Annotated in this window: 25 protein-coding genes; 20 read left to right on the forward strand and 5 right to left on the reverse strand. The window is 72.9% G+C overall.

Features of this window, described 5'->3' with window-relative positions; genetic code table 11:
* The 14 genes from ACWEPF_RS36040 to ACWEPF_RS36105 form a co-directional block, all read left to right on the forward strand.
* Positions 1–1,208, forward strand: a 1,208-nt coding sequence (locus ACWEPF_RS36040; RefSeq protein ID WP_452175917.1) for a class I adenylate-forming enzyme family protein, incomplete at its 5' end; no start/stop codon positions are given.
* Positions 1,209–1,239: 31 nt separating this feature from the next.
* Positions 1,240–1,515, forward strand: coding sequence for an acyl carrier protein (locus tag ACWEPF_RS36045; protein WP_345281638.1), 276 nt, complete (start codon positions 1,240–1,242; stop codon positions 1,513–1,515).
* Entirely contained in the window at positions 1,512–1,775 is a 264-nt protein-coding gene (locus ACWEPF_RS36050) for an acyl carrier protein (RefSeq protein WP_345281636.1), read from the forward strand. Before ACWEPF_RS36045 ends, ACWEPF_RS36050 begins: the two co-directional genes overlap by 4 nt.
* Complete coding sequence (locus ACWEPF_RS36055; protein ID WP_452175918.1) at positions 1,772–2,884, forward strand: beta-ketoacyl synthase N-terminal-like domain-containing protein; 1,113 nt, start codon at positions 1,772–1,774, stop codon at positions 2,882–2,884. Before ACWEPF_RS36050 ends, ACWEPF_RS36055 begins: the two co-directional genes overlap by 4 nt.
* Positions 2,881–3,414: a beta-ketoacyl synthase chain length factor gene (locus ACWEPF_RS36060; protein ID WP_452175919.1), complete on the forward strand. Its 534-nt coding sequence runs from the start codon at positions 2,881–2,883 to the stop codon at positions 3,412–3,414. Before ACWEPF_RS36055 ends, ACWEPF_RS36060 begins: the two co-directional genes overlap by 4 nt.
* Positions 3,415–3,501: 87 nt before the next feature.
* Complete coding sequence (locus ACWEPF_RS36065; RefSeq protein WP_452175920.1) at positions 3,502–5,133, forward strand: class I adenylate-forming enzyme family protein; 1,632 nt, start codon at positions 3,502–3,504, stop codon at positions 5,131–5,133.
* Positions 5,130–6,395, forward strand: coding sequence for a beta-ketoacyl-[acyl-carrier-protein] synthase family protein (locus ACWEPF_RS36070; protein WP_452175921.1), 1,266 nt, complete (start codon positions 5,130–5,132; stop codon positions 6,393–6,395). The genes ACWEPF_RS36065 and ACWEPF_RS36070 overlap by 4 nt, the downstream gene beginning before the upstream one ends.
* Positions 6,396–6,444: 49 nt before the next feature.
* A complete protein-coding gene (hppD, locus tag ACWEPF_RS36075; protein WP_452175922.1) occupies positions 6,445–7,434 on the forward strand; it encodes a 4-hydroxyphenylpyruvate dioxygenase in 990 nt (329 codons plus the stop codon).
* 48 nt (positions 7,435–7,482) lie between these two features.
* Positions 7,483–8,400, forward strand: a complete 918-nt coding sequence (locus ACWEPF_RS36080; protein ID WP_452175923.1) for a phytanoyl-CoA dioxygenase family protein — start codon at positions 7,483–7,485, stop codon at positions 8,398–8,400.
* Positions 8,397–9,374, forward strand: coding sequence for a thiamine pyrophosphate-dependent dehydrogenase E1 component subunit alpha (locus ACWEPF_RS36085; RefSeq protein ID WP_452175924.1), 978 nt, complete (start codon positions 8,397–8,399; stop codon positions 9,372–9,374). Before ACWEPF_RS36080 ends, ACWEPF_RS36085 begins: the two co-directional genes overlap by 4 nt.
* Positions 9,371–10,342, forward strand: a complete 972-nt coding sequence (locus tag ACWEPF_RS36090; protein ID WP_449798707.1) for an alpha-ketoacid dehydrogenase subunit beta — start codon at positions 9,371–9,373, stop codon at positions 10,340–10,342. The genes ACWEPF_RS36085 and ACWEPF_RS36090 overlap by 4 nt, the downstream gene beginning before the upstream one ends.
* Positions 10,343–10,471: 129 nt before the next feature.
* Positions 10,472–11,284, forward strand: a complete 813-nt coding sequence (locus tag ACWEPF_RS36095) for a PP2C family protein-serine/threonine phosphatase (RefSeq protein ID WP_452175925.1) — start codon at positions 10,472–10,474, stop codon at positions 11,282–11,284.
* A gap of 150 nt (positions 11,285–11,434) precedes the next feature.
* Positions 11,435–12,439: an MASE1 domain-containing protein gene (locus tag ACWEPF_RS36100; protein ID WP_452175926.1), complete on the forward strand. Its 1,005-nt coding sequence runs from the start codon at positions 11,435–11,437 to the stop codon at positions 12,437–12,439.
* 437 nt (positions 12,440–12,876) lie between these two features.
* Complete coding sequence (locus tag ACWEPF_RS36105) at positions 12,877–13,215, forward strand: SCO4225 family membrane protein (RefSeq protein WP_452175927.1); 339 nt, start codon at positions 12,877–12,879, stop codon at positions 13,213–13,215.
* A 276-nt stretch (positions 13,216–13,491) separates the two neighbouring features.
* On the opposite strand, the gene ACWEPF_RS36110 is transcribed toward ACWEPF_RS36105, so the two are convergent.
* On the reverse strand, positions 13,492–13,632 hold the full coding sequence (locus ACWEPF_RS36110) for a hypothetical protein (protein ID WP_452175928.1): 141 nt from the start codon (positions 13,630–13,632) through the stop codon (positions 13,492–13,494).
* 459 nt (positions 13,633–14,091) lie between these two features.
* A complete protein-coding gene (locus ACWEPF_RS36115) occupies positions 14,092–15,402 on the reverse strand; it encodes a hypothetical protein (protein ID WP_452175929.1) in 1,311 nt (436 codons plus the stop codon).
* A 265-nt stretch (positions 15,403–15,667) separates the two neighbouring features.
* On the opposite strand from ACWEPF_RS36115, the gene ACWEPF_RS36120 reads away from it, so the two are divergent.
* The 3 genes from ACWEPF_RS36120 to ACWEPF_RS36130 all read left to right on the forward strand — a co-directional run bounded on the left by ACWEPF_RS36120 (position 15,668) and on the right by ACWEPF_RS36130 (position 17,751).
* Complete coding sequence (locus ACWEPF_RS36120) at positions 15,668–16,627, forward strand: hypothetical protein (protein ID WP_452175930.1); 960 nt, start codon at positions 15,668–15,670, stop codon at positions 16,625–16,627.
* A 24-nt stretch (positions 16,628–16,651) separates the two neighbouring features.
* Entirely contained in the window at positions 16,652–17,056 is a 405-nt protein-coding gene (locus tag ACWEPF_RS36125; protein WP_452175931.1) for a hypothetical protein, read from the forward strand.
* A 191-nt stretch (positions 17,057–17,247) separates the two neighbouring features.
* Positions 17,248–17,751: a hypothetical protein gene (locus ACWEPF_RS36130; RefSeq protein ID WP_452175932.1), complete on the forward strand. Its 504-nt coding sequence runs from the start codon at positions 17,248–17,250 to the stop codon at positions 17,749–17,751.
* A gap of 28 nt (positions 17,752–17,779) precedes the next feature.
* On the opposite strand, the gene ACWEPF_RS36135 is transcribed toward ACWEPF_RS36130, so the two are convergent.
* On the reverse strand, positions 17,780–18,394 hold the full coding sequence (locus ACWEPF_RS36135) for an ISL3 family transposase (RefSeq protein ID WP_452175933.1): 615 nt from the start codon (positions 18,392–18,394) through the stop codon (positions 17,780–17,782).
* 63 nt (positions 18,395–18,457) lie between these two features.
* Positions 18,458–19,336, reverse strand: a complete 879-nt coding sequence (locus ACWEPF_RS36140) for an ISL3 family transposase (RefSeq protein WP_452175934.1) — start codon at positions 19,334–19,336, stop codon at positions 18,458–18,460.
* 132 nt (positions 19,337–19,468) lie between these two features.
* Between ACWEPF_RS36140 and ACWEPF_RS36145 the strand changes: the two genes are divergently transcribed.
* The 3 genes from ACWEPF_RS36145 to ACWEPF_RS36155 all read left to right on the forward strand — a co-directional run bounded on the left by ACWEPF_RS36145 (position 19,469) and on the right by ACWEPF_RS36155 (position 21,787).
* The gene (locus ACWEPF_RS36145; protein ID WP_452175935.1) at positions 19,469–20,326 is read left to right on the forward strand and encodes a hypothetical protein; all 858 of its coding nucleotides are present in this window, start codon (positions 19,469–19,471) and stop codon (positions 20,324–20,326) included.
* 640 nt (positions 20,327–20,966) lie between these two features.
* Positions 20,967–21,302, forward strand: a complete 336-nt coding sequence (locus ACWEPF_RS36150) for a hypothetical protein (protein ID WP_452175936.1) — start codon at positions 20,967–20,969, stop codon at positions 21,300–21,302.
* Positions 21,299–21,787: a MerR family transcriptional regulator gene (locus ACWEPF_RS36155; protein WP_452175937.1), complete on the forward strand. Its 489-nt coding sequence runs from the start codon at positions 21,299–21,301 to the stop codon at positions 21,785–21,787. The genes ACWEPF_RS36150 and ACWEPF_RS36155 overlap by 4 nt, the downstream gene beginning before the upstream one ends.
* A 36-nt stretch (positions 21,788–21,823) precedes the next feature.
* Here ACWEPF_RS36155 and ACWEPF_RS36160 read toward each other — a convergent pair.
* Positions 21,824–22,477, reverse strand: a 654-nt coding sequence (locus ACWEPF_RS36160) for a transglycosylase family protein (protein WP_452175938.1), incomplete at its 5' end; no start/stop codon positions are given.

Genomic DNA, 22,477 nt, shown 5'->3' on the forward strand with positions numbered 1-22,477 from the left:
CGCCCTCGCTCGGCTACGTCGCCGCGCTGCTGGCCTGCTGGCAACTGGGCGCGCAGGCGCTCCTGTTGGACCACCGCCTGACCGACCACGAGGTCGCGCTCGCCGTCCAGCGGCTGGCACCCCAGGTGCTGGTGGAGTCCGCGCACCGCTCCTCGGGGGCGGCCCTGCGCGGCTTCGCCGAGACCGACCCCGAACCGCGCGCCCTCCCGGGCGGACGCCCGGCCGCGACCGGCCACGCCCTGCTCCAGCTGAGCTCGGGCTCCACCGGCCCCGCCAAGGTGATCGCCCGCACGGCGGCCGACCTGCTGCGCGAGCTCGACTGCTACCGGCGGCTGGCGGCCTTCCCGAAGGCCGGCGAGCGGGTGGTCCTGCTCTCCTCCGTGGTGCACGTCCTCGGCCTGGTCGGCGGGCTGCTCAACAGCCTGCACGCACACGTGCCGCTGACCGTCCCCGAGCGGATGACGGCGGCCGGGATCCTGGCCGCCGTCGGCCGGGACGACCGCCCCACCACGGTGATCGGCGTCCCCTTCCACGCCGAACTGCTCGCCGCCGTCACCGCTCCCCCGCCGCTGCCGCAGCTGCGCCGGATGATCGTGGCCGGCGAGCTGGTCCGCCCCGGGGTGCCCGCGGCCTTCACCGCCCGCTACGGCGTGCCGCTGGGCACCATGTACGGGATGACCGAACTCGGCGTCATCGCGACCGACTTGGACGGCGCCCTGCACCCGCAGGCCGCGCCGGTGCACGGCACGGTGCTGCGCGAGGACGGCGGCGAACTCCACATCGCCCTGGGCGACTCGCCCTACCCCGGCCTGACCGACCCCACCCGCTGGTCGGACGGCTGGCTGCACACCAGGGACGCCGGCCGGGTCGACCCCGCGACCGGGCTGGTCACCGTGCTCGGCCGGCGCGACTCCCAGGTCTCCATCGGCGGCCTCAAGGTCGACCTGACCGAGGTCGAGCAGACCCTGACGGCCCTGCCGTCGGTCCAGGAGGCCGTGGTGGTCTTCGCGGACGGCGCCATCGAGGCCTTCCTGACCACCGGTCAGGACGAGGACCAGGAGACCGTCCGCCAGGCCCTGACCCGCGAACTGGCCGCCTACAAGCGGCCCCGGCGGCTCTCCTTCCTCCCGGCGCTGCCCCGCACCGCCACCGGCAAGCTCGTGCGCGACGTCACCGCCCTGCACGACGCGGCCGCCCGCTCACTCTGACCCACCCCGACACAGCACGAGGAGTACCACCATGCAGGAGCGCATCCACGAGTTCGTCCTCGCGGCCCTCGCCGAGATGAACTACGACGTCTCCGAGGTCACCGGCGAGACCGACCTCGGCCCGGCCGGCCTGGACCTGGAGTCGCTGGCGCTCGCCGACCTCTCGGTGCAGGTCGAGGACGAGTTCGGGGTCAAGTTCGACCTCGACGAGATGGAGACCACCGCGCTGATGACCCTCGACCAGTTCACGGCCGACGTGGCCCGGCGGGCCGCCGAGGCCGCCGCCACCGCCGGCAGCGCCGCGTGAGCTCCCCCGTGCTGCCGGACCGCGCCGAGGTGGTCGCGATGCTCGCGGCCTTCGGACAGCGGCCCGCCGACAGCGTCCCCGATGCGCTCGGCTCCCTCGAACTCACCTGGCTGACCGCCGAGTTCGAGCAGCGCTACGCCATCGAGCTGGACCTCTCCGACGAACAGTTCGAGGCCGTCCGCACGGTGGACGACGCCGTCGCCGTCCTGCGGGAAGCCGTCCTCGCCGCCGCTGCCGCCCCCGGGGTCGCCGGCTCATGAGCACCAGCGCACCACCGGCCCACCGACCGGTGTTCACCGGACTCGGGGTGCTCAGCGCCTTCGGCTCCGGGCTCGCACCGCTCACCGAGGCGGCCGTGCACGGCCGGACCGGCTTCACCGAGGTGACCCGCTTCGACGTGTCCCGGCGCGGCACCACCCGGGCCGCCCTGCTGCCCGGGGCGCCGCCGCTCGCCCGGGCGGTGGCCGGGGTCGTCGCCGACGCGTGCCGGCAGGCCGGCCTTCCCTCCGGGAGCGGCGACACACTGCTGCTGCTCGCCCTGCACAGCGACCTGCGCACCGGCGAGGTGGCCGAGGCCGTGAGCAAGGGCGCCGCCGCCCTCGGCCTGCCCGAGGTCACCCGGGTCTACACCGGCGCCTGCACGGCGGCCGCCACGGCGGTGGCCGACGCCGCCGCGCTGGTCGCCTCCGGGCGGCACCCCCGGGTGGTGGTCGCGGCCGGGCACCTGGTGGAGCCGGGCGTCTTCGCGGCCTTCGACGCGGGCCGGGCGCTGGCCCGGGACGGGGAGCTCCGGCCGTTCAGCACCGGCCGCACCGGCACCGTGCTGGGCGACGCCGCGGTGGCGGTGGTCGTCGAGGCGGAGACGGCCGCCGAGCGGCGCGGCGCCCGGGCACTGGCCCGGCTGGCCGGCTGGGGCCGGTCGGGGGACGCCCACCACGTCTGCCGTCCACGGCCCGACGGGGAGGGCGTGGTCCGGGCCGTCCGGGCCGCGCTGGCCCGGGCCGGGGTCTCGCTGGCCGAGGTGGGCTACGTGAACGCCAACGGCACCGGTGCGCCGCTGTCCGACCTGGCCGAGGCGCGAGCCCTGCGCGAGGTGTTCGGCCAGGGGCTGCACCGGCTCCCGGTCAGCTCCAGCAAGTCCGTCCACGGTCACGCCCTGGAGGCCTCCGCGCTGCTCGAACTCGCCGTCACCATCGGCGCGTTGGAGAGCGAACGGCTCCCGGTCAACGCCGGCTGGCTGGGCTCCGACCCGGAGATCGGGCTGAACCTCGTGCTCTCCGGTCCGCGCCGGGAGCGCCCCGGCCACGCGCTCAGCCTCAACTCCGCCTTCGGCGGAGCCAACACCGCCCTCCTGGTCGCCGCCGCATGAACCGACCGACCGACGGGCTGCGCACCCTCGCCACCGCGAGCTGGCCACCACCGGAGGGGGACGCCCAACTCCCGCCGCTGCCCGGCTTCATCGCCTCGACCTTCAACCCGCTGGTCGCGGCGGTCGCCGAGCTCTGCCTCACCCGGCACCGGGACGCCTCTCCCGACCGGGCCCCGGCCGGCCGCACCGCCCTGCTGCTCGCCAGTGCCGGAGGCGACCGCGCCACCGCGCTGGCCATCGACACCGCCGCCGCCTCCGGGCGCCGGATGCCGCCGCTGCTGTTCTTCCAGTCCAACCCCAACGCCGTCCTCGGGCACATCGCGGCCCGCTGGGAGCTGGCCGGCCCGGTGGTCGCGATCAGCCCCCGGGAGGCCGCCGCCCCCGGCGAACTCCCGCCGGACGCGCTGGAGTTGGCTTCCCTACTGCTCGCCGACGGCGACGCCGACCAGGTCCTGGTCATCGCCGCCGAGCAGGCCGTCCGGGACGGGGAGGGCGACCACGGCACCGCCGCCCTGGTCACCTCCGCCTGACCTCAACTCACCACCCCCCGACCGACCGCGTCCCCGACGCCGTACACCGCACCCACATGGCCCGCGCCATGGGAGGGACCCATCACCGTGAGCATCCGTACCATCCGCAACATCCTGGCGAACGACCCGGACGTCGGCGCAGGAAACGTGCTGACCACCCGGATCGCACTCGGCATCGGTCTCGACGACCCGCTGCTGACCTTCGACACCCCGGTGGACGGGCACGCCGCCTGGCAGCCGTTCACCCTGCGCGAGCTCGACCGCGCCGTCCGGGCCCGGGCCGCCGCCCTGCACGCCCTCGGCGTCGGCCGGCGGGACCCGGTGGTGGTGTACGCGACGGCCGCCGCCGACCACGTCCTCTCCTTCCTCGCCCTGGCCCGGCTCGGCGCCATCCCGGCCCTGCTCAACCCCAAGGTGGAGGGCGAGCGCGCCGCCCGCTACATCGCCCGCCTGGGCGCGGTCGGCATCCTCACCGACCCGGAACACCGGGCCGAGCTGGCCGGCCACGACCCGGCCGCCCCGGTGCTCGCCGACGCCGCCGAGCTCGGCTCCGGCGACCCGGACGCGGCGCCCGCGCCGTACCGGCACTCGGCCCAGGACCCGGTGGCGATCACCCACTCCTCCGGCACCACCGGGATGCCCAAGGCGGTCGTCCACTCGCACGCCAGCCTGTACGCGGCGATCCGCCACCGCGCCACGCTGCCCCGCCCGCAGGGCGGCGACCGGATGCTCTCCGCGCTGCCCGCCCCGCACGCGGCCACCGTCATCGCGGTGAACTTCGCGCTCAGCACCCACGGCGAACTCGCCCTGCTGTCCACCCAGTCGGGCGACGGCGTGCTCGACGCCATCGAGAGCTGGCAGCCGCGCGGCGTGATCGGCTTCGCCGCCACCTGGGCCGACCTGGCCCACCACGACCTGTCCGCACGGAAGTTGGACACCGTCGCGCTCTGGTGGAACACCGGGGACTGCGCGCACGAGGCGCACATCCGCCGCCTGATCGCCGCCGGCTCCCGGGAGACCGTCACCCGCCAGGGCCGAGGCCGCGAGCCGGGCTCGGTCTTCGTCGACGGCCTGGGCTCCACCGAGATGGGCCACTCGCACTTCTTCATCACCCACGCCCCCGGCACCGAGAAGTACGGCCGCTGCGTCGGCCGCCCGCACACCTTCGTGGACTGCGAGGTGGTCGGCCCGGACGGCGAACCGCTCGGCCCCGGCGAGGTCGGCGAACTCGCCACCGCCTCACCGACCTTGGCGCCCGGCTACTGGAACGACTCGGTCACCACCTACCGCACCCGGCTCCGCGGCCGCTTCCTCACCGGCGACCTGATGTACCGGGACGAGGAGGGCTACTACTACCACGTGGACCGTCTGGTCGACTCGGTCGACCTCGGCGACGGCCACCGGCTCTACACCGCGATGTCCGAGGAGCGGGTGCTGGCCCGCGTCCCCGGCGTGCTCGACTGCACCGTGGTCGCGGTGCGGGACGGCGAGCGGGTGGTCACCGACGTGCTGCTCACCCTGGAGGACAGCGCCGACCCGGCTGCCGACCGCACCGCCGAGGTGGTCGCCGCACTCGACGGGCCCACCGCCGCCACCGTCCGCTCGGTCCTGGTGGTCGGCGGCGAGGACATCCCGCTCGGCCCGACCGGCAAGGTCCGCAAGGTCCTGCTGCGCGAGCGCTACCTCACCGCCGTGACCACCCCGGCGGCCGCCCGATGACCGCCACCGCGAGGCGGCCCGGCGCCGTCGTCACCGGGATGGGGCTGGTGACTCCCTTGGGCCGCAAGCCCCTTGAGGTCTTCGAGGCACTCACCGCCGGCCGCTCCGGCATCGTCGTCGTCCCCGAGGGCCACGCCGCCCACGGGTGGCTGCCGTTCGCCGGGATCGCCCCGCACATCGACGGCACCGAGGTGCTGCCGCCCACCGAGACCCGCTGCGTGGACCGCTTCGTCCTGCTGGCCCTGGCCGCCGCCGACGACGCCCTCGCCGACGCCGGCCTGGTGGTCGGCCGCGACGTCGACCCCCGCCGCACCGCTGTGGTGCTGGCCACCGGCGGCGGCGGTCTGGAGACCTTCGAGCAGCAGTCCCACCGCCGGCTGGAGCGCGGCCGACCCGGCGTCAGCCCGTACCTGCTGCCGGGCATGCTCTCCAACATGGCCACCGCCCGGGTGGCGATCAAGCACGGCATCCGGGGCTTCAGCACCGCGATCGTGACGGCCTGCGCGGCCGGGGCCCAGGCGGTGGCCGAGGGGCTGCGGCTGATCCGGGCGGGCGACGCCGACGTGGTGGTCTGCGGCGGCACCGAATCCTCCCTGCACCCGACCATCGCCGCCGCCTTCACCAACGCCCGTGCGCTGGCCCAGGGTTGGGAGGATCCCGCACAGGCGAGCCGCCCCTTCGACAGCCGGCGCAACGGCTTCGTGCTGGGCGAGGGCAGCGGGGTGCTGGTGCTGGAGAGCGCCGAGCACGCGGCCGCCCGCGGCGCGGCCGGGTACGCCGAGCTGGTCGGCTGGGGCTCCTCCACCGACGCCCACCACCCGACCATGCCCCGCCCGGACGGCGAGGGCGCGGCCGACGCCATGCGCACCGCCCTGGCGAACGCCGGCCTCGACGCCGCCGACATCGGCTACGTCAACGCGCACGGCACCGGCACCAAGATCGGTGACGTGGCCGAATCCGCCGCCCTGCGCGCGGTGTTCGGCGAGGACGGCCCCGCCGTCAGCTCCACCAAGGGCGCCACCGGCCACCTGCTGGGCGCGGCCGGGGCCCTGGAGGCGATCGTCTCGGTGCTCGCGGTGGCCCGCGGCCTGCTCCCGCCCACCCTCAACCTGGCCGACCCCGACCCGGCCTGCGCCCTGGACCACGTGCGCGGCGCCGCCCGCCCGGCCGAGCTGCGGTACGCGCTGAGCAACGCCTTCGCGTTCGGCGGCCACAACACCAGCCTGATCTTCGGGCCGACGCCCACCAGCGCCGCCAAGTAGGCCGCCGCACCCGCTCCTCCGCTCTCAACTCCTCCCGACAGGAGCCCCGTTGTCCATCCAGACGATCGCCCACGTCGAGTACCACTGCGCGGACGCCGCGCAGACCGCCGTCGAGCTCCAGAGCGCCTACGGCTTCCGGCGCGACGCCGACCAGCCCGCCTGGCACCCGGCGGTGCGCACCGTCCACCTCCACCAGGGCAGCGCCCGCGTCCGCCTGCACTCCAGCGAGAACACCGACCACCCGGTGGCCCGCTACGTCGAGCGGCACGGCGAGGGCGTCGCCGCGCTGGCCCTCGGCTGCGCCGACCCGCAGGCCGCGCTGGAGCGGGCCGAGCGGCACGGCGCCGTGGTGCTCGACCGGGAGGCCCGCCTGATCGCCGGCTTCGGCGACACCGCGCTGCGCCTCGTCCCGCTGGAGGAGCCCCCCGCCCCCGCGAGCGGCGACCTGCTGGACGCGCTCGACCACGTCGCGATCTGCGTACCGGCCGGTCAACTCGCGGACGCCGTACGGTTCTGCGAGGCCGCGCTCGGAATGCACCGGATCTTCGGCGAGTACATCGAGGTCGGCGAGCAGGCGATGGACTCCAGCGTGGTGCAGAGCGCCTCCGGGGAGGTCACCTTCACCCTGATCGAGCCCGACACCACCCGCCGGGCCGGTCAGATCGACCGCTTCCTCGCCGACCACGACGGCGCGGGCGTCCAGCACCTGGCCTTCCGCACCGAGGACATCGCCGGCGCCGTGCGCACCGCCCGCGCGCACGGCGTCGAGTTCCTCACCACCCCCGGCACCTACTACGACGCCCTGGCCGAGCGGCTCGGCGGCACCGCGATCCCGGTGGAGACGCTGCGCGAGCTGGACGTCCTGGTGGACCAGGACCACGGCGGCCAGCTGTTCCAGATCTTCGCCCGCTCGACCCACCCCCGGCGGACCTTCTTCCTGGAGCTGATCGAGCGTCAGGGCGCGGGCACCTTCGGCACCGCCAACATCAAGGCCCTCTACGAGGCCGTCGAGCGCCAGCGCGCCACCGCCTCCGTCTGACGCGCCGGCCGACCCGTCCGCCCCGTCCGCTCCCGAGAGGAAAGCACCATGACCACCACCGCCCCCGCGTTCGTCCTGACCGAGGCCGAGCGCGCCCTGCTGCCCACGCCCGAGGAGGTGGCCGGCTACCGGGAGCACGGCTGGTACCTGTCGAAGAAGCTCTTCACCGACGAGGAGCTCGACACCCTCCAGGCCGCCACCGAGGACTACTACGAGGGCCACCGCGACCGCACCCTCCCCGTCCGGCCGCCGCGGCTGGCCGCCTGGCAGCCGTCCGACGGCCCGGTGCAGCGGCACAACGACTACGTGCACTACGAGAGCGACGCCATCGCCGCGATCCTGCGCAAGCCGCTGGTCGGCGCCGTCGCCGCGCTGCTGGCCGGGGCCGAGGAGATCCGGGTCTTCCAGTCCACCCTGATCCTCAAGCCCCCGATCGCCGGAGAGCCCTCCAACCACGTGCCGTGGCACTTCGACAAGCACTACTGGCACACCTCGACCTCCGACGACATGCTGACCGCCTTCATCCCCTTCCACGACTGCGGGGTGGAGAACGGCACCATCACCATGGTCGACGGCAGCCACCGCTGGCAGGAGCTCCCCTCGCAGGAGGACGCCACCCGGCACTTCGCCCAGCGCGACCGCTCCGAGCTGGACGGGATCCTCGCCGCCAACGCCGCGCACAACGGCGCCGAGGTGGTGAAGGTCCCCGTCGAGATCCCGCGCGGCCACGTCTCCTTCCACCACTGCCGCACCTACCACGGCAGCGGCGCCAACCTGGCCGACACCCCGCGCCGGGCCGTCTCGCTCCACCTCCAGGACGGCGCCAACGAGTACCGCCACGCCACCCGTCCGGACGGCACGCCCGCCTCCTACAACCACGACGTGGTGGTCCGCCGCACCGCCGACGGGCGCCCCGACTACGCCGACCCCGAGATCTGCCCCGTCGTCTGGCAGGGCACCCCGTGAGCGACCTCGGGACCCTCGCCGGTCGCTACCGGATGCTGCGGCTGATCCGGGGCTTCGAGGAGCTCGCGCTCGGCCTGGTGAAGTCCGGGGCGATCACCGGCGGCATCCACCCCTACATCGGGCAGGAGGCGGTGGCGGTCGGCGTCTGCGCCGCGCTACGCCCGCAGGACCGGATCACCTCCACCCACCGGGGCCACGGCCACGTACTCGCCAAGGGCGCGGCCCCGGACCGCCTGCTGGCCGAACTCCTGGGCCGCACAGGCGGGTTGAACCAGGGCCGGGGCGGCTCGATGCACGCCGCCGACTTCTCGCTCGGCATCCTGGGCGCCAACGGAATGGTCGGCGCGGGCGGCGCCATCGCGGTCGGCGCCGCCTGGTCCGCCGTCCAGGCCGGGGAGGACCGGGTCGCCGTCGCCTTCTTCGGCGACGGCGCCCTCAACCAGGGCGTCCTGCTGGAGTCCTTCAACCTGGCCGCGATGTGGAGGCTGCCGGTGCTCTTCGTCTGCGAGGACAACGGCTACGCCACCACCCTGCCCGCCTCGGTGGCGGTGGCCGGCAGCGCCACTGGCCGGGCCGCCGCCTTCGGCATCCCGGCCGTGGAGGTGGACGGGATGGACACCGAGGCCGTCCGCGCGGCCGCCGCCGAGGCGGTCGAGCGAGCGGCCGCCGGTGGCGGCCCCGGATTCCTCCGGTGCCGCACCTACCGCTACGAGGGCCACCACACCATGGAACGGCTGATGAAACTGCACTACCGCACCCCCGAGGAGGTCGACGGCTGGCGCGGCCTCGACCCGCTGCCGCGCGCAGCCGCGCTGCTGCCGCCCGGCCTGGCCACGCAGCTGGACGCCTCGGTCGCCGACCAGCTGGCCGCCGCTTCTGACTTCGCCCTCGCCTCCGAACTCCCGTCGCCCGATGGCGCGTTGGACCACCTCTACGCCGACGGCCTGCGCCCTCGCCCGGGGGTGCCGGCATGAGGCTCTCCTACACCAAGGCCCTCAACCGGGCCCTCACCGACGCCCTCACCGAGGACCCGGCCGTCTGCGTGTTCGGCGAGGACATCGGCGCCGGCATGGCCGGCCCCACCCTCAACCTGCTCAAGCAGTTCGGCCCCGGCCGGATCGTCGACACCCCGCTCTCCGAGCAGGCCTTCACCTCGATGGCGATCGGCGCCGCACTGACCGGGCGGCGGCCGGTGATCGAGTTCCAGATCCCCTCCCTGCTCTTCCTGGTCTTCGAGCAACTGGTCAACCAGGCACACAAGTTCTCCCTGATGACGGGCGGTCAGGCCTCCGTCCCGCTCACCTGCCTGGTGCCGGGCTCCGGCTCCCGGGACGGCTGGGCCGGCCAGCACTCCGACCACCCCTACAGCCTGTTCGCCCACGCCGGGATGAAGACCGTGGTGCCGGCCACCCCGACCGACGCCTACGGGCTGCTCCGCTCGGCCGTCGCCGACCCGGACCCGGTCGTCGTCTTCGCCCCGGCCGCCGCCCTGGCCGTCCGCGAGACCGTCACCTGGGACCTGGCCCCGATCCCGCTCGGCCAGGCCCGCATCCACCGCGAGGGCACCGACGTCACCGTGGTCGCGGTCGGCCACCTGGTGCACGACGCCCTCGCCGTCGCCGAGGAGCTCGCCCCCGAGATCTCGGTCGAGGTGCTCGACCCGCGCACCCTGTACCCCTTCGACTGGGACGCCCTCGCCGCCTCACTGGAGCGCACCGGCCGCCTGGTGGTGATCGACGACTCCAACCGCAGCTGCGGCATCGGCGCCGAGGTCCTCGCCACGGCCGCCGAGCAGATGCGCCTCACCGCCCCGCCCCGCCGCATCACCCGCCCCGACGGCACCGTGCTCCCCTTCGCCCCCGCCCTCGACCGCGCCCTCCAGCCCCAGCGCGACCAGCTCCGCGACGCCGTCCGCGCCGTGGTGAAGGAACAGCGGTGGTGAGCCTGGCGTGACCACCGCACTACGGTCCGCCACGGCCTCCCCGGCACCGGACCGCACCGGGCAGCCATCCCCCGTTCGGTCGACATAGGCTGGCTCTCGCCACCTCGACCACACGCCGCCGGAGGGCCGATGACGGGACGCCGCCACCCCGCCCGCCGCAGCGCGGACGACCTGCTGACCGAGCTCGGCCGGCTGACCGCGTCCGCGCTGGAGCAGGCCGAGCTCCAGAAGGCCCGCGTCGAGCTCGCCGAGGCCCTGCAGCGCGAGCTGCTGCCCTCCGCGCTCCCCCAGGTGCCGGGCCTCGGGGCCGCCGCCCGCTACGCCCCGGCCCGGAACGGCCTGAGCATCGGCGGCGACTGGTACGACGGCTTCCTGCTCCCGGACGGCTCGGTGGCCTTCTCACTGGGCGACGTCCAGGGCCACGACGTGGAGGCGGCCGCCGTGATGGGCCAGGTCCGGGTCGGCCTGCGCGCGCTGGCGAGCACCGTCGCCGACCCCGGTGAGGTGCTCTCGCGCGCCAACGACCTGCTGATATCCATGGCCGTCCGGCGCTTCGCGACCTGCGTCTTCCTGCGCTACGACCCGGCCACCGGAGACCTGTGGCACGCCCGGGCCGGCCACGTCCCGCCGGTCTGGGCCGACGCGGACGGAGCCGTGCACCACCACGACGACGAGGGCGGACCGCCCCTGGGCGTGCTCCCAGGCCAGCGCTACCCGGTCAACCGCCACCGGCTGACCGGGCCGGGCGTGGTCGCCCTGGTCACGGACGGGGTGGTCGAGGGGCCGCAGTTCCCGATCGAGGCGGGTCTGGACCGGGTGGCGGCCGTCCTGCGCGAGCGCGGCCGGGCCGCCCCGGAGGACCTGGCGACCGAGCTGCTGGCGGTGGCCGAACTGACCGGGCACACCGACGACGCCGCCGTCCTGGTGCTCCGTCACGGCTGAGCCGGCGCCCGGCCCGCCTGACCGCTCCCCGCCAGCCGCCCGCCGGTGCGCCACCCACCCGCAGGTGCGCCACCCGCCTGCCCGTGCGCCACCCCGCGGACCCCCTCTCCGCGCGTGTCACCGGCCGGTCCGCCGCCCGGCCGTAGTGTGATGGCTCCTGTGCCGCTGCCCACCACTCCCCGCACCCGCGACCTCCGCCGCCTGGCGCTCACCGGCGGGCTCCTGCTGGCCGTCACCGCCGTCTACCTGGCGGCCGGACGGCTCGGCCTGATGCAACAGGTGGTGATCGGCGGGGCGAGGGTCACCCCGCTCTGGCCACCCACCGGCATCGCGCTCGCCGCCCTGCTGCTCTTCGGGCTCCGGGTCTGGCCCGGCGTCGCCCTCGGCGCCTTCCTGGTGATCGCCTCCGGCGGCACCCCGCGCTGGGGCTCCATCGGCATCGTCGCGGGCAACACCCTCGCCCCGGTCGCCGCCTACCTGATGCTCCGTCGGGTCGGCTTCCGAACCGAGCTGGACCGCCTGCGGGACGGAATGGCGCTGGTCTTCCTCGGTGCCTTCGCCGCCATGCTCATCAGCTCCACCATCGGCGTCGCCGTGCTGGGGCTGAGCGACAGCCTGCCGGACGGCGGCTTCTGGCCCACCTGGTCGGCCTGGTGGGCCGGCGACGCGATGGGGGTCCTGGTGGTCACCCCGCTGCTGCTGGCCCTGCGCATCGTCCGCCTCCCCGACGACCCCGACCTCCTCGACTGGGCCGAGCCCCTGCTCCTCCTGGCCGGGACCGCCACCGTCACGGTCATCGCCACCTCCACCAAACTGAGCGTGCTCTTCCTCGTCTTCCCCTTCCTGATCTGGGCCGCCCTCCGCTTCCAACTCCCCGGCGCCGCACCCTGCGTGGCCATCGTCTCGGTCCTCACCATCACGGCGGCCACCCACCACGCCGGCCCGTTCGCCGACCACGGCCTGGTCGCCGACATGGTGATGCTCCAAGCCCTCAACGCCTGCGCCGCCCTCACCGGCCTGCTGCTCTCCGCCATCGTCGCCGAGCAGCGCAGCACCCACCTACGCCTCGAACAGGCCTGCGTCGAACTGGCCGAAGTCGTCCGCCGCCTGGCCCCCACCCACCCCACCGACTGGCTGCCGAACGACGACGACTGAGCTCGACGGGTCTCGCCGAGGTCTGACCGCTGCTTCAAGCGGGCTGATCCGGCGTCGAAGGCGAGCTCGGCGACGTCGCTCTGACCGTCCTCGATGGCCGCCATCGGCTTGAGGAACTCCAACGGGTCGGTGTCGGCCAGGTCGGCCTCAACGCCGAGGGTCACCATGGTGTCCAAGTAGGCCTGCCACAGCCGCTTGTGCCACAGGCCCAGGTACGGGCCCGACTCCAAGCGCCGGCCTCCGACGCCGTGCATCCCGGGCCGCCCGCCAGCGCTGGATCCGCAGCATGGCCGCCTCGCCGACTGGCACGCGGCCTCGCGCGACGTGCCTCGTGCACGGGCCGGGTTGAGTACGGCTACTCAGGCCCCCGCGGCACCCGGTGATCCATTCTTCTCGCAACCGCCCCACCCGCACGAAGACCCGAGGACGACCACACCATGGCCCCCACCGCCCGCCTCCGCCGGATCCGCAGCCTGCTGGCCCCCGCGTTCGACAACCCCCTCTCCCTGGCCTACCTCGCCGTCGTCGCGGCCGTGGCCGGCCTCTTCGTACACTCCGCCCTCACCACCCACGACCTCTCCTTCTCCGGCCTGTACCTCCTCGTCGTCACCGCACCCATCGGCATCCTCACCATCCCCGCCCACTTCCTCCTCTGGGACAACCCCGTGGCCGCCCCGGCCGTGATGCTCGCCCTCGCCCTGGCCGCCGCCCTCGTCAACGCCTCCTTCCTCGGACACATGCTCCGCGCCAACCGCCGCCCCACCGCCCACGCCTGACACCCGGCCAGCCAGCCGTAGCCACACCCGTGCCCACAGGCCAGGCCCGGTCGGCGAACTCGGCCGAGGGCAGCGGGCCGCCTCTCCGGAACCGCGGCGCCCACTCAGCCGGGCAGCCGCAGCCCAGTCGAGCGGATCTGGTTGCCGAGCTGTTGCCGGTCGCACTCCCATCGCCCGGTTGATCTGCGGGAGGATCACCCGCGGCGGCTGGTGGAACAGCCTGCTCAAGGCGCCACAGTCATCCGGCGCCGGGGCGCCCTACACCCGAAGGTGTCATCACCCGTTGACCGCGTCCCCCGACCGTCCCTGCCAGTAGGCGAGGTGGCTGCGTGTGGCGAGGGTGCCGTAGTGGCCGGGGCCCATCACCCGCAGAACCTCGGGGAGCAGCTCTTCGAAGACCGCCACAGCGCCCGCCACGTCCCCCACCTCACCCCGCCACAGGGAAACGTTGTGCCGGGCGGTGAGGGTGTGGGGCTGGTTGGGGCCGAGGCGGTGACGGGTGGTGAACGGGCTCGGCCGTCCACTGGACCTGACCGTCCCTCAGCCGCGCACCGGCCGCCGCCAACCCGGCCGGACCGCGGCCGCCCGCACCGCCGAGGTCCGTCTCCCAGCGCCGACTACGACTGACGGGCGGCTGGTACGACAGCTCCCGCTCAGCGCTGCTCCAGCACCACCCGAATCGCACCGGGCAAACCCTGCGTGGTCGGGCCGCGCAGCCGGACGTCGTATCCGCGCTCCTCACCCGCATCCCCCTCCTCCCCAGCCCGAAGCCCCGAAGCAGCGCCGCGTTGAGGGGAGGCGAGGTAGGCGGCGGCGAGGCGGGCCCAGGGCGGGTCGATGGCACGGCCGAGCTGCTCGGCCTGGTTCCGGAGGCGGTCAGAGGTGGTGGACGGTGCTGCTGTTCTCGGTCCATAGCCAGTTGACGACGGGGGTGTGGCGCTTCTTCGCCGCGTTGCGGGCCTTGGGCAGGCCGGCGAGGGCCTCGGTGACGGCGGTGGGGAGTTCGGTGAGGTCTGCGGGGATCGGGATGCGCAGGATGAGGTGCTGCTTGGTGTGGGTGAGCAGGAGGTCGCCGGTGGGGGTCGCGGTGAGGAGTTCGAAGTTGGTGAGGGCCTTGAACGGGGCCCGGTCGGTGGGGAGTTTGGCGTGCAGGGTGCCGTCGGCGGTCCAGGCGTAGAGGCCGTAGCGGTTGAGGTGGAAGGCGCGGCCGCGGTGCGGGTCTGCGGTCAGACGGTAGTGGGCGCCGTTGTAGGGGCTGTCGGCGTGCAGGTCCAGGCCGCCGAGTTCGCCTTGGTGGTTGCCGTGGTCGTCGAGGAGAGTGAAGGAGAAGGCCTGGCCGCGGCTGCCGGAGCGGTAGGTGCCGCCGAAGACGGGGACGGCGTACAGGTCGTCGGCCAGCGGGACGGGGCGGGACAGGAAGGCGCCGTCCTCCCGGAAGTAGCTGCGGCCGAACCGCGCGGACATCGTCTCGGTGAGTGTGGGCAGTGGCCGGTTGTCGAAGAGCACCGGGTCCTCGCCGTACCGGACGTGGGCGATGGCGTCGTTCTCCGTCTGGCGCTTGGTGGAGTCCTTGAGGGTGGCAATCGCCCGCAGGACGGGCTTGTGGCCCGGGGCGAGGTGGTCGCCGGGTGCGGAGACGGCGATCAGGTTGCCGCGGGGGTAGCCCCAGTTCTCCAGGCGGTGCTCGGAGGTCAGGCACAGCAGCCGCCCGCCGGGGGTGACGGAGACGGTGGCGGCGAACGGGTCGTCGGTCTGCGGCTCGTCGCTCCAGCTGGGCCGATCGTCCATGTGCCAGGCGGCCAGCAGCCGGTCCAGTTCCGGGGTGAACAGGTGGGTGTTGCCGGGCTTGCCGCTCAGCACGAGCGTCCCGTCGGGGAGCAGCGTCAGGCTCTCGCTGCGGCGGACCGTCGAGGTCGGGCCGGCACCGCCCGGCGCCTCGTGCGTGATCACGGCGGTGGTCCGGGTGTCGCCGTCCGGGCCGTGACGGGTGATCAACTGGCAGATGAAGTCCCGGCCGTCGTCGACCCCGCCATAGCGGGTTTGCCGCCACAGACCGCTGAGTACGTACGTCTCACCGTCCGGGGTACCCACGGCGTGCCGCACCGCACGGCGCCAGTCGCCTGCTTCCGGTTCCAGACCGGTGGCGCTGACCAGGGACGCGGGGACTGTGACCGGGAAGATCGTCATGGGAGACATCCTCGCCCACGGTTGTGACACCTCCGGCCCCCAGGGCCGGGCCGCCCCAGCCAGCAGTTTGACAAGCCGTCACGCTCACCCGGGCCGTCCTGCTCGACGGTCAGCGCGGTGCGGCTCCTGCCGAGCAGTCACCGCTGCCAGTGCTGGCCACCGTCCCGCCCGGCCCAATCGCCACCAGGGCCCAGCACTGGCAGCGGCGAGACGGAGGTGGGGGGGTGGAGTCCGTTCATGCGCTCCTTGTGTCTATCCTTCCGAGGTGATCAGAACGCTGCTCCTGCCATTCCGAACTGCTCGGCTGGACCGAACCTACGGCCGCACGGAGCTGATAGCCGCCCGCGATGCCATCCGGCGCGGCGACACATCATCCGTGGTCCATGCGATGGCAGATTTCTCCGACCATAACGTCAGGGCTGATATTGCCTACGTGGCGGCCGAAGAACTGGTGCGTCTGCACGGGACGGAAATCCCCACCTCACTCCAGCACTCGTTTGAGAACCTGGCAGACGACGCGAATTCCTGGACGCTTCGCGGAGCCCATGAGGTTCTGAGGGCATGGCAGATTCGCGGGTATGCGCGGGCCAGCCAGACGGACCAAGCCGCGTTCCGCGGGTTCCGGGACACCCTCCACGGCGCCGAGCAGATCTGCTACACAGCCGCAGGTTACGCTCCCGAGGACCCGCTGCCATGGGTCCTTCTCGTGCACATGGCCCGAGGCCAGCAGATCGGCCCCCGCCGGACGCTGGAGCGGTTCGCCGAACTGGACCGCCGCAGTCCAGCTCACCTGCACGGAAACGAGCAGATGGTCCTCTCCTTGTCCCCGAAGTGGGGCACCCCGTTCCCGGTGCTGCAGAACGCCATCGAGGAGCAGCGCAGCACCGCTCCGGCCGGATCGCCCGTGCACCTGAACATCGTGCAGGCCTACATCGAGCTCTGGTTCGACGCCCCCGCCAGTGAGCGGCTCGGGGTGACTGCCAAGTACTCCATACGAAACACGATCGAAAAGGCCGTCGACGGATGGCTTGAGCACAGGAACACCGAAGGCCAGCACGCACTGCACAACTACTGCGCCTTCTGGTATTCACTCACGGGACAGCACGACCGGGCAAAGCCACATTTTGAGGCAGCAGCTGGATATGTCAAGGCATTCCCCTGGTCCTACCATCTGTTCCCGGTGCGCAGCTTCCAGAAGAGCAGCCGGGCGGCCAGGAAAGCCTGAAAAGAGCGTTCTGCCCTGGCCAGGGTGTTCGGTGATTGCTGCGGGGACGGTCACCACTACATCATCACCGCGGTCGATGAGCTCCCGGACGACTTCCGCTCCGACCCCCTGGGCTCACGCGAGCACGTCGCGGTCGCCCTGCGCGAGCGGATCCCCGGCATCGACCTCACCGATCCGGCCTGGGGACACCTCGCCGGCCCGGCCTGGTCCGTCGAGGTGAACATCGGCTCCGACGACCCCGTCGAATCGATCATGCTGCACGTCCGGGGCACCGGCTGTGACGCCCTGAGGGCCGTGTTCCGGATCGCCGACGCGGCCGGCTGCCGGGTCCTCGACATCGCCGAGGGCATCTTCCTTGCCTCGCACGACGCTGCCACGAGCTCGCACGCCTTCCAGGACTACCGGGACGGCGTCATGCGCGAGGCCTGACCAACCCAGCCCACAGCGGCGTGCGTTCGCCTGACCAGGTGACTACTTGTCACACCGGGCAGGGAGATCAGATGTCTGCCCACAAGGCATTCGACTGACCGTCAGAACGGATCTCGGCGGCTCTGGCGCGAGTCCCGTGATCGGCGCGATCCCCTGGTCAGCCCGTGGTGGCCATAGGGCATGCTGGTGCGGTGAGTGATCCCCAGACAGAGTGGCAGGCGTGGCTGAATGGCCTGTATGCCAAGTCGCAGGCCCTGGCGCTGTCGTTGCGTGCCCAACTCGATGCTCTTGGTACGGCTGACGCTGCGGACTGGGTCAGGTCCGAGTTGAGCGAGGACTTGCCGCAGCTCGCCCGGTTCATGCTGCTCCGAAGCCTGTGGCGAAGTCCAATCAACGACTGGGCCGATCCGGGTGCGCTCGATCAACTCCCAGCCGCCAAGCGGCTCCTTGCCGCCGGCGCGGACCGGGCCGACCTGGTTCTCCTGGCTCGGGCAGTGGCCTATGAGGCGGTGTTCACGACGCTTGACGAGCTTGACGCCGGCGGTGATGTGAACGCCTCGGGCGTCGATGTCGGCTGGAGGGTGATGGAGACCGGGGAGGACCTCTCTCCGACGGGGCGCGTCCTCGCGGGTCTGCACGAGGATCTCCTCACGATGGATCCCAGTGGGCGTGACGGAGCTGACCTGTGGCGATAGGGCAGTCCCCTGACTGACTGCCCAGCCCTCACGGCCGGGTGAGGAGCACGCGCCTGCGGAGGAGGTCGAGCTTCGCTCGGCCGAACATCTGGCGCTTGATCATCTTGATGCGGTTGGCGTGCCCCTCGACCGGGCCGGAGCTCCAGCGGAGCGTGAGGCCGGCCAGGACGGCGTCCCAGTCCTTGCGCAGACCGGTGGCGAACTTTCGCAGTTCAGGCAGGACGCTGCTCTCGGCATCCGCGGTCCACTGCTCAAGTTCTTCCCGGCTCCGGCGGTTGACGAGGATGGAGGCGAACCGGGTGACGAGGTCGCAGGCGGCGTCCAAGTCTGGGCTGCGGTCGCGGAGTTCCTTCAGGACGACGCGGTCAGCTTCTGACCGGTTGTCAGGGTGGGTGAGGATCAGCCAGGTCACCTCGCGGACCTTGGGGATCGGCGTGTGGGTGGTCGGCTTGGCGTTCTCACGCAACCGGTGCACGAAGCGGCGCACGGTCCGCTCGCTGACGGTCAGTCCGCGGTGGAGGCGGTCGGCGCTGTAGCAGCCCTCGTTGAAGCGGGCGATCAGGTAGGCGGCATGGCCGTCCAGACTGCTCTGCCGGCCATTGGGCCGCGAACCGATCAGCTCCTCGGGGGTGGCCGCGCGCATGAACCTGCGGACGGTCTTCGGGTCCAGGCCCAGTTCGGCGACGATCTCCTTGTGGCGGACGCCCTAGCTCACCAGCGCGTGCACGGCCGCATGCCGCGCACGGGTTCGCTGAACCCGCCGCCCGTCGGCCACCTCGGGCAGCACCACTTCCTCCGTCTCAGGCGCGGGCGACACCCACTGCTGGCGGAAGCGGGCGACGGCTCGCTCGGCCGCCTCGCCAAGGTTCTGCCACAGGTGGAACCTGTCCGCGACCTGCGTGGCGGTGCCGGCACCGCGGTCCGCGCCCTCAGCGTAGTAGCGGGCCCGGTCGCGGCAGATCACCTCGACTCCGGGGTGCTCGGTGAGCCAGGCGGCAAGGCCGTCGGCGGACCGCTCGGGCAGGACATCGACCGGACGGCGGCCTTCAATATCGATCAGGACCGTGCCGTAATGGTGACCCTTGCGCAAGGCGAAGTCGTCGACGCCGAGCACGCGCACCGACTCGGTGGCCGGGTCCGGCAGCGCGCGGATCAGGCGGATCAGAGCGTCCCGGCCGACGCCGACCGCCAGGTGCTCGGCCAGCCGGGCACCGGCCCGGCCGCCCAGCGCCAGGGCGACGGCCTCACGGACCTTCCGCAACGGCACCGTGCACCGGCCGTACCGGAACGTCAGGCCCGGGATCTGCTCGGCGAAGGTCCGCTTCCCGCACTCCGCGTTGTCGCAGAAGAACCGGCGGACCCGCAGGTGCAGCACCAGCTCCTGCCCGCAGACCGCGGTGCCGCCGATCCACCGCTCGTGACCGCTGTGAACCCGCTCGGACCAGGCCCCACAGCCCGGGCAGCTCGCGCCGGCCGTCCGGCCCCGGGCGTGAACACGGACCGACCGGCCAGCCGATCCGACGAACTCGACGTGCAACAACGCGAACTGAGGGAACAGGACGGCCAGAAGGTCAGCAACAGACACTCGTCATGATCGCCAACTGGCAGCATCCCCGGGTGGCTTTCACGGAACGTGCGCCCCGGCCGTTTACAGGAGTCGCCTCCCAGGACGGTCCGCGCCCTGTGCGGGCTGGGTGGTGGTCCGGGATGGCGGGGTGTGAAAATTCGTGCAGGTCACCGCTCATATGCCGGGTTCCGAGCGGTTCCGGCCGAGGCCGACGGTGAGCGGACGGAAGGACAGAAGAGCGTGGGAACGTACGGAACCGGGCTGTACTCGGACGACACCGCGTGCGATGTCCGTGATGCGTACCGCGAGGCTCTGGAAGCGGGAGCGGATGCGGAGGAAGCCCGGGCACGGGTGCTGAATGCCTTCGCCGAGGAACTCTCCGATCCGGACGAGTACGTCGTGGTGCGGCTGACACTGGCGGACACCCAGTTCAGGCTCGGTCGGCTGAGCGAGCCCGCCCGGCAGGAAGCCCTTGCCGTGCTGGATGCCGGCGGCGACCTGGAACGCTGGGAGGAAGCCGGGGCCGCGGAGGTACGCCGACGTGCTGCCGTCCTGCAACGGCTCCGAGCCCGCCTGGAGAGCCCGCAACCCGAACCACGTCCGGTCCGTGTCCGCCGCCCGAAACCGGCGCGGACCGTCCCCGGCCGGGTGTACGCGTACCGGGCAAGGAGCGGGCAACCGTACCTGATCCGGGTGGTCGGCACTGCGGACGTGGGCTGCTCGACGGGCCCGGTCGTCCGGTTCCTCGACCATCCAGGGCCCGGCCTGCCGGAGGCAGCCCACTTGGCGGAGATCCCCGAGCGGCGCTACCACCCAAGCTGGAAGCGGACCGAGGTGATCATCGCGGACGACGGCGTAACCGCACGCGAGCACGCCGGGCTGATCCTGGTCGGCGAGCACGCCCACACGCCACCGCCCCCGTCCCCCAACGGCCGGACGGTCTCCACCTGGACGCAACTCTGTGCGTACGTGGAGACCCGCGACAACCTGGCCCCGACCGGCAACTGACTCGGTGTAGCTCGCCGTGACTGCCAACTGGCAACACCTGTGGGCGACTTTCACGGAATCCGCGCCAGAGTCATCTCGGCGTGTCCACTGACACCTACGCGACAATCCTCGTCGACGTGACCACCCGTCGCCCTGTCGACGTCCTGGCAAACCGGGCCGCCAGCACCTTCGCCACCTGGCTGCGAGACCATCCGGAGGTCCGGGTCGTCTGCCGCGACCGTGCCGGCTCGTTCCGCGAGGGGGCCCAGGCTGGAGCCCCGTAGGCCGTGCAGGTGGCGGATGCCTGGCATCTGCTGAACAACCTGGCCCAAGCGGTCGAGCGCGTCATCGGACGACACCGCGTCGACCTGCGAGAGCCCCTCACCTCACACGGCGAAGGCTACGGCTCCGCCCGGTCGGCGGTGCTGCAGTCGCGATGCTCGCAAGCACAAGACCCGCACCACAAGCACCAATTGGGCACGATCTCCGGGCCGACCGATCCCATAGGACTCACCGGCCCGCTCGGCCGGCCGGGCGAAGGGCTCGTGGGGCGGACGCGGCGGCCTCACGCCGAGCTTGCCACCTGTACCCAGGTACGGGTTTACCGTCGTAGACGTCCCCGGCGTGCACCGCGTACGGGGAGACACGAGGAGCGGGGCCGATGACGGAGCTGAACTGGGTGCCGGCCTCGTGCACCCTGCCGACGGTGGAGCAGCCGCTGCGGGTGGCCGAGTGGGACGCGCTGTTCGCCGACCGCCTGACCACGGTTTCCCGACCGGACCGGCTCCGGCTGAACCTGTTGCTCGCCGGGGGCGAAGGCATCGAGGAGCAGGTGCGGGAGTTGGCGGGGCGGGAGAGCGGGTGCTGCTCGTTCTTCACCTTCACCGTGACCCCGGTCGACGGCGAGGTGCAGCTCGGCGTCGCGGTCGACCGATCCCACGAGGCGGTGCTGACCGCCCTGCACGACCGGATCCGCGCCGACGGCGGCCGGCCGTGAGCGCCGAAGGGCTGCGCTCGGGCCAGGTCGCCGCTGCGGCCGGGGTGAACGTCCAGACCCTGCGCTACTACGAGCGCCGCGGCCTGCTGGCGGAGCCGACCCGCTCCCCCGGCGGCCACCGCCTCTACGACGAACGGGCCGTCACCGCCCTGCGGGTGATCAAGGCCGCCCAACGGCTCGGCTTCACCCTGGAAGAGATCGCCGAGCTGCTGGAGACCGGCCGCCATCGCCACGGCCGCCCCGTCCCCGGACTCCAGGAACGGGCCCGCGCCAAGCTCGCCGAGGTCGAGAAGAAGATCGCCGACCTCACCACCATCCGCGAAGCCCTGACCACCGCGCTCGAGGCCGGCTGCGACGACCTCACCCGGTGCGCCGGGATTGCCTGCTGCCCGATCCCCTTCACCGACCTCGCCGAGGACCGGCGGCCAGGCCAGGTGCAGGTCACGGACGCGACGAAGCTCCCCTTCGCCGACCGGGGTCGGTGAAGGGGAGCTTCGTGGTCTGCCGGCTCTGACCGTGGGTCAGATGCTGAGGACCTGGCCGGGCAGGATCATGTCGATGTCGCCACCGATGACCTGGGCGTTGTTGCTGTACAGGGTGGTGAGGTTGACGCCGTGGGCGGCGGCGATGGCGCCGAGGGTGTCGCCGCTCTTGACGGTGTAGCTGCCACCGGTGCTCTTCTGCACCGGCGCGGCCGGAGCGGTCTTCTCGACGGGCTTGCGCTCGGTGCCGCGCGAGGCGGCCTGGGTGTCGTTCTTCGGCGCGGCCTTGGTGCTCTGGTCGGCCTGCTTGGTGGACTTCGCCGGGGCGGTGGTGTCGGTCTGGGCCGGGGTGCCGCCCTTGGTGAGGCCGGCCTTGACGGAGCACACCGGCCAGGCGCCGGGGCCCTGGGAGGCGAGGACCTTCTCGGCAACCGCGATCTGCTGGCCCTTGGTGGCCTGGGCGGCGGAGGACGCGTACTGGGTGCCGCCGTAGGCCGCCCAGGTGCTCGGGGTGAACTGCAGCCCGCCGGAGAACCCGTTGCCGGTGTTGATGTTCCAGTTGCCGGTGCTCTCACACTGGGCGACGGAGTCCCAGGTCGAGGAGGACGCGGCGGAGGCCGAGGTGGCCGTGACGAGGCCCGCAACCGGAAGGGCGGCCACAGCGCCGCCCATCAGGACCATCCGCAGGCGGTT

It is taken from the genome of Kitasatospora sp. NPDC004289 (genome assembly GCF_053602875.1).

What these genes read in the sequence shown, in the direction of transcription:
- ACWEPF_RS36045 (WP_345281638.1), top strand. Translation starts at nt 1,240, where the DNA reads ATGCAGGAGCGCATCCACGAGTTCGTCCTCGCGGCCCTCGCCGAGATG.
- ACWEPF_RS36055 (WP_452175918.1), top strand. Translation starts at nt 1,772, where the DNA reads ATGAGCACCAGCGCACCACCGGCCCACCGACCGGTGTTCACCGGACTC.
- ACWEPF_RS36060 (WP_452175919.1), top strand. Translation starts at nt 2,881, where the DNA reads ATGAACCGACCGACCGACGGGCTGCGCACCCTCGCCACCGCGAGCTGG.
- ACWEPF_RS36070 (WP_452175921.1), top strand. Translation starts at nt 5,130, where the DNA reads ATGACCGCCACCGCGAGGCGGCCCGGCGCCGTCGTCACCGGGATGGGG.
- ACWEPF_RS36080 (WP_452175923.1), top strand. Translation starts at nt 7,483, where the DNA reads ATGACCACCACCGCCCCCGCGTTCGTCCTGACCGAGGCCGAGCGCGCC.
- ACWEPF_RS36090 (WP_449798707.1), top strand. Translation starts at nt 9,371, where the DNA reads ATGAGGCTCTCCTACACCAAGGCCCTCAACCGGGCCCTCACCGACGCC.
- ACWEPF_RS36095 (WP_452175925.1), top strand. Translation starts at nt 10,472, where the DNA reads ATGACGGGACGCCGCCACCCCGCCCGCCGCAGCGCGGACGACCTGCTG.
- ACWEPF_RS36100 (WP_452175926.1), top strand. Translation starts at nt 11,435, where the DNA reads ATGGCTCCTGTGCCGCTGCCCACCACTCCCCGCACCCGCGACCTCCGC.
- ACWEPF_RS36105 (WP_452175927.1), top strand. Translation starts at nt 12,877, where the DNA reads ATGGCCCCCACCGCCCGCCTCCGCCGGATCCGCAGCCTGCTGGCCCCC.
- ACWEPF_RS36115 (WP_452175929.1), bottom strand. Translation starts at nt 15,402, where the DNA reads ATGACGATCTTCCCGGTCACAGTCCCCGCGTCCCTGGTCAGCGCCACC.
- ACWEPF_RS36135 (WP_452175933.1), bottom strand. Translation starts at nt 18,394, where the DNA reads ATGCGCGCGGCCACCCCCGAGGAGCTGATCGGTTCGCGGCCCAATGGC.
- ACWEPF_RS36150 (WP_452175936.1), top strand. Translation starts at nt 20,967, where the DNA reads ATGACGGAGCTGAACTGGGTGCCGGCCTCGTGCACCCTGCCGACGGTG.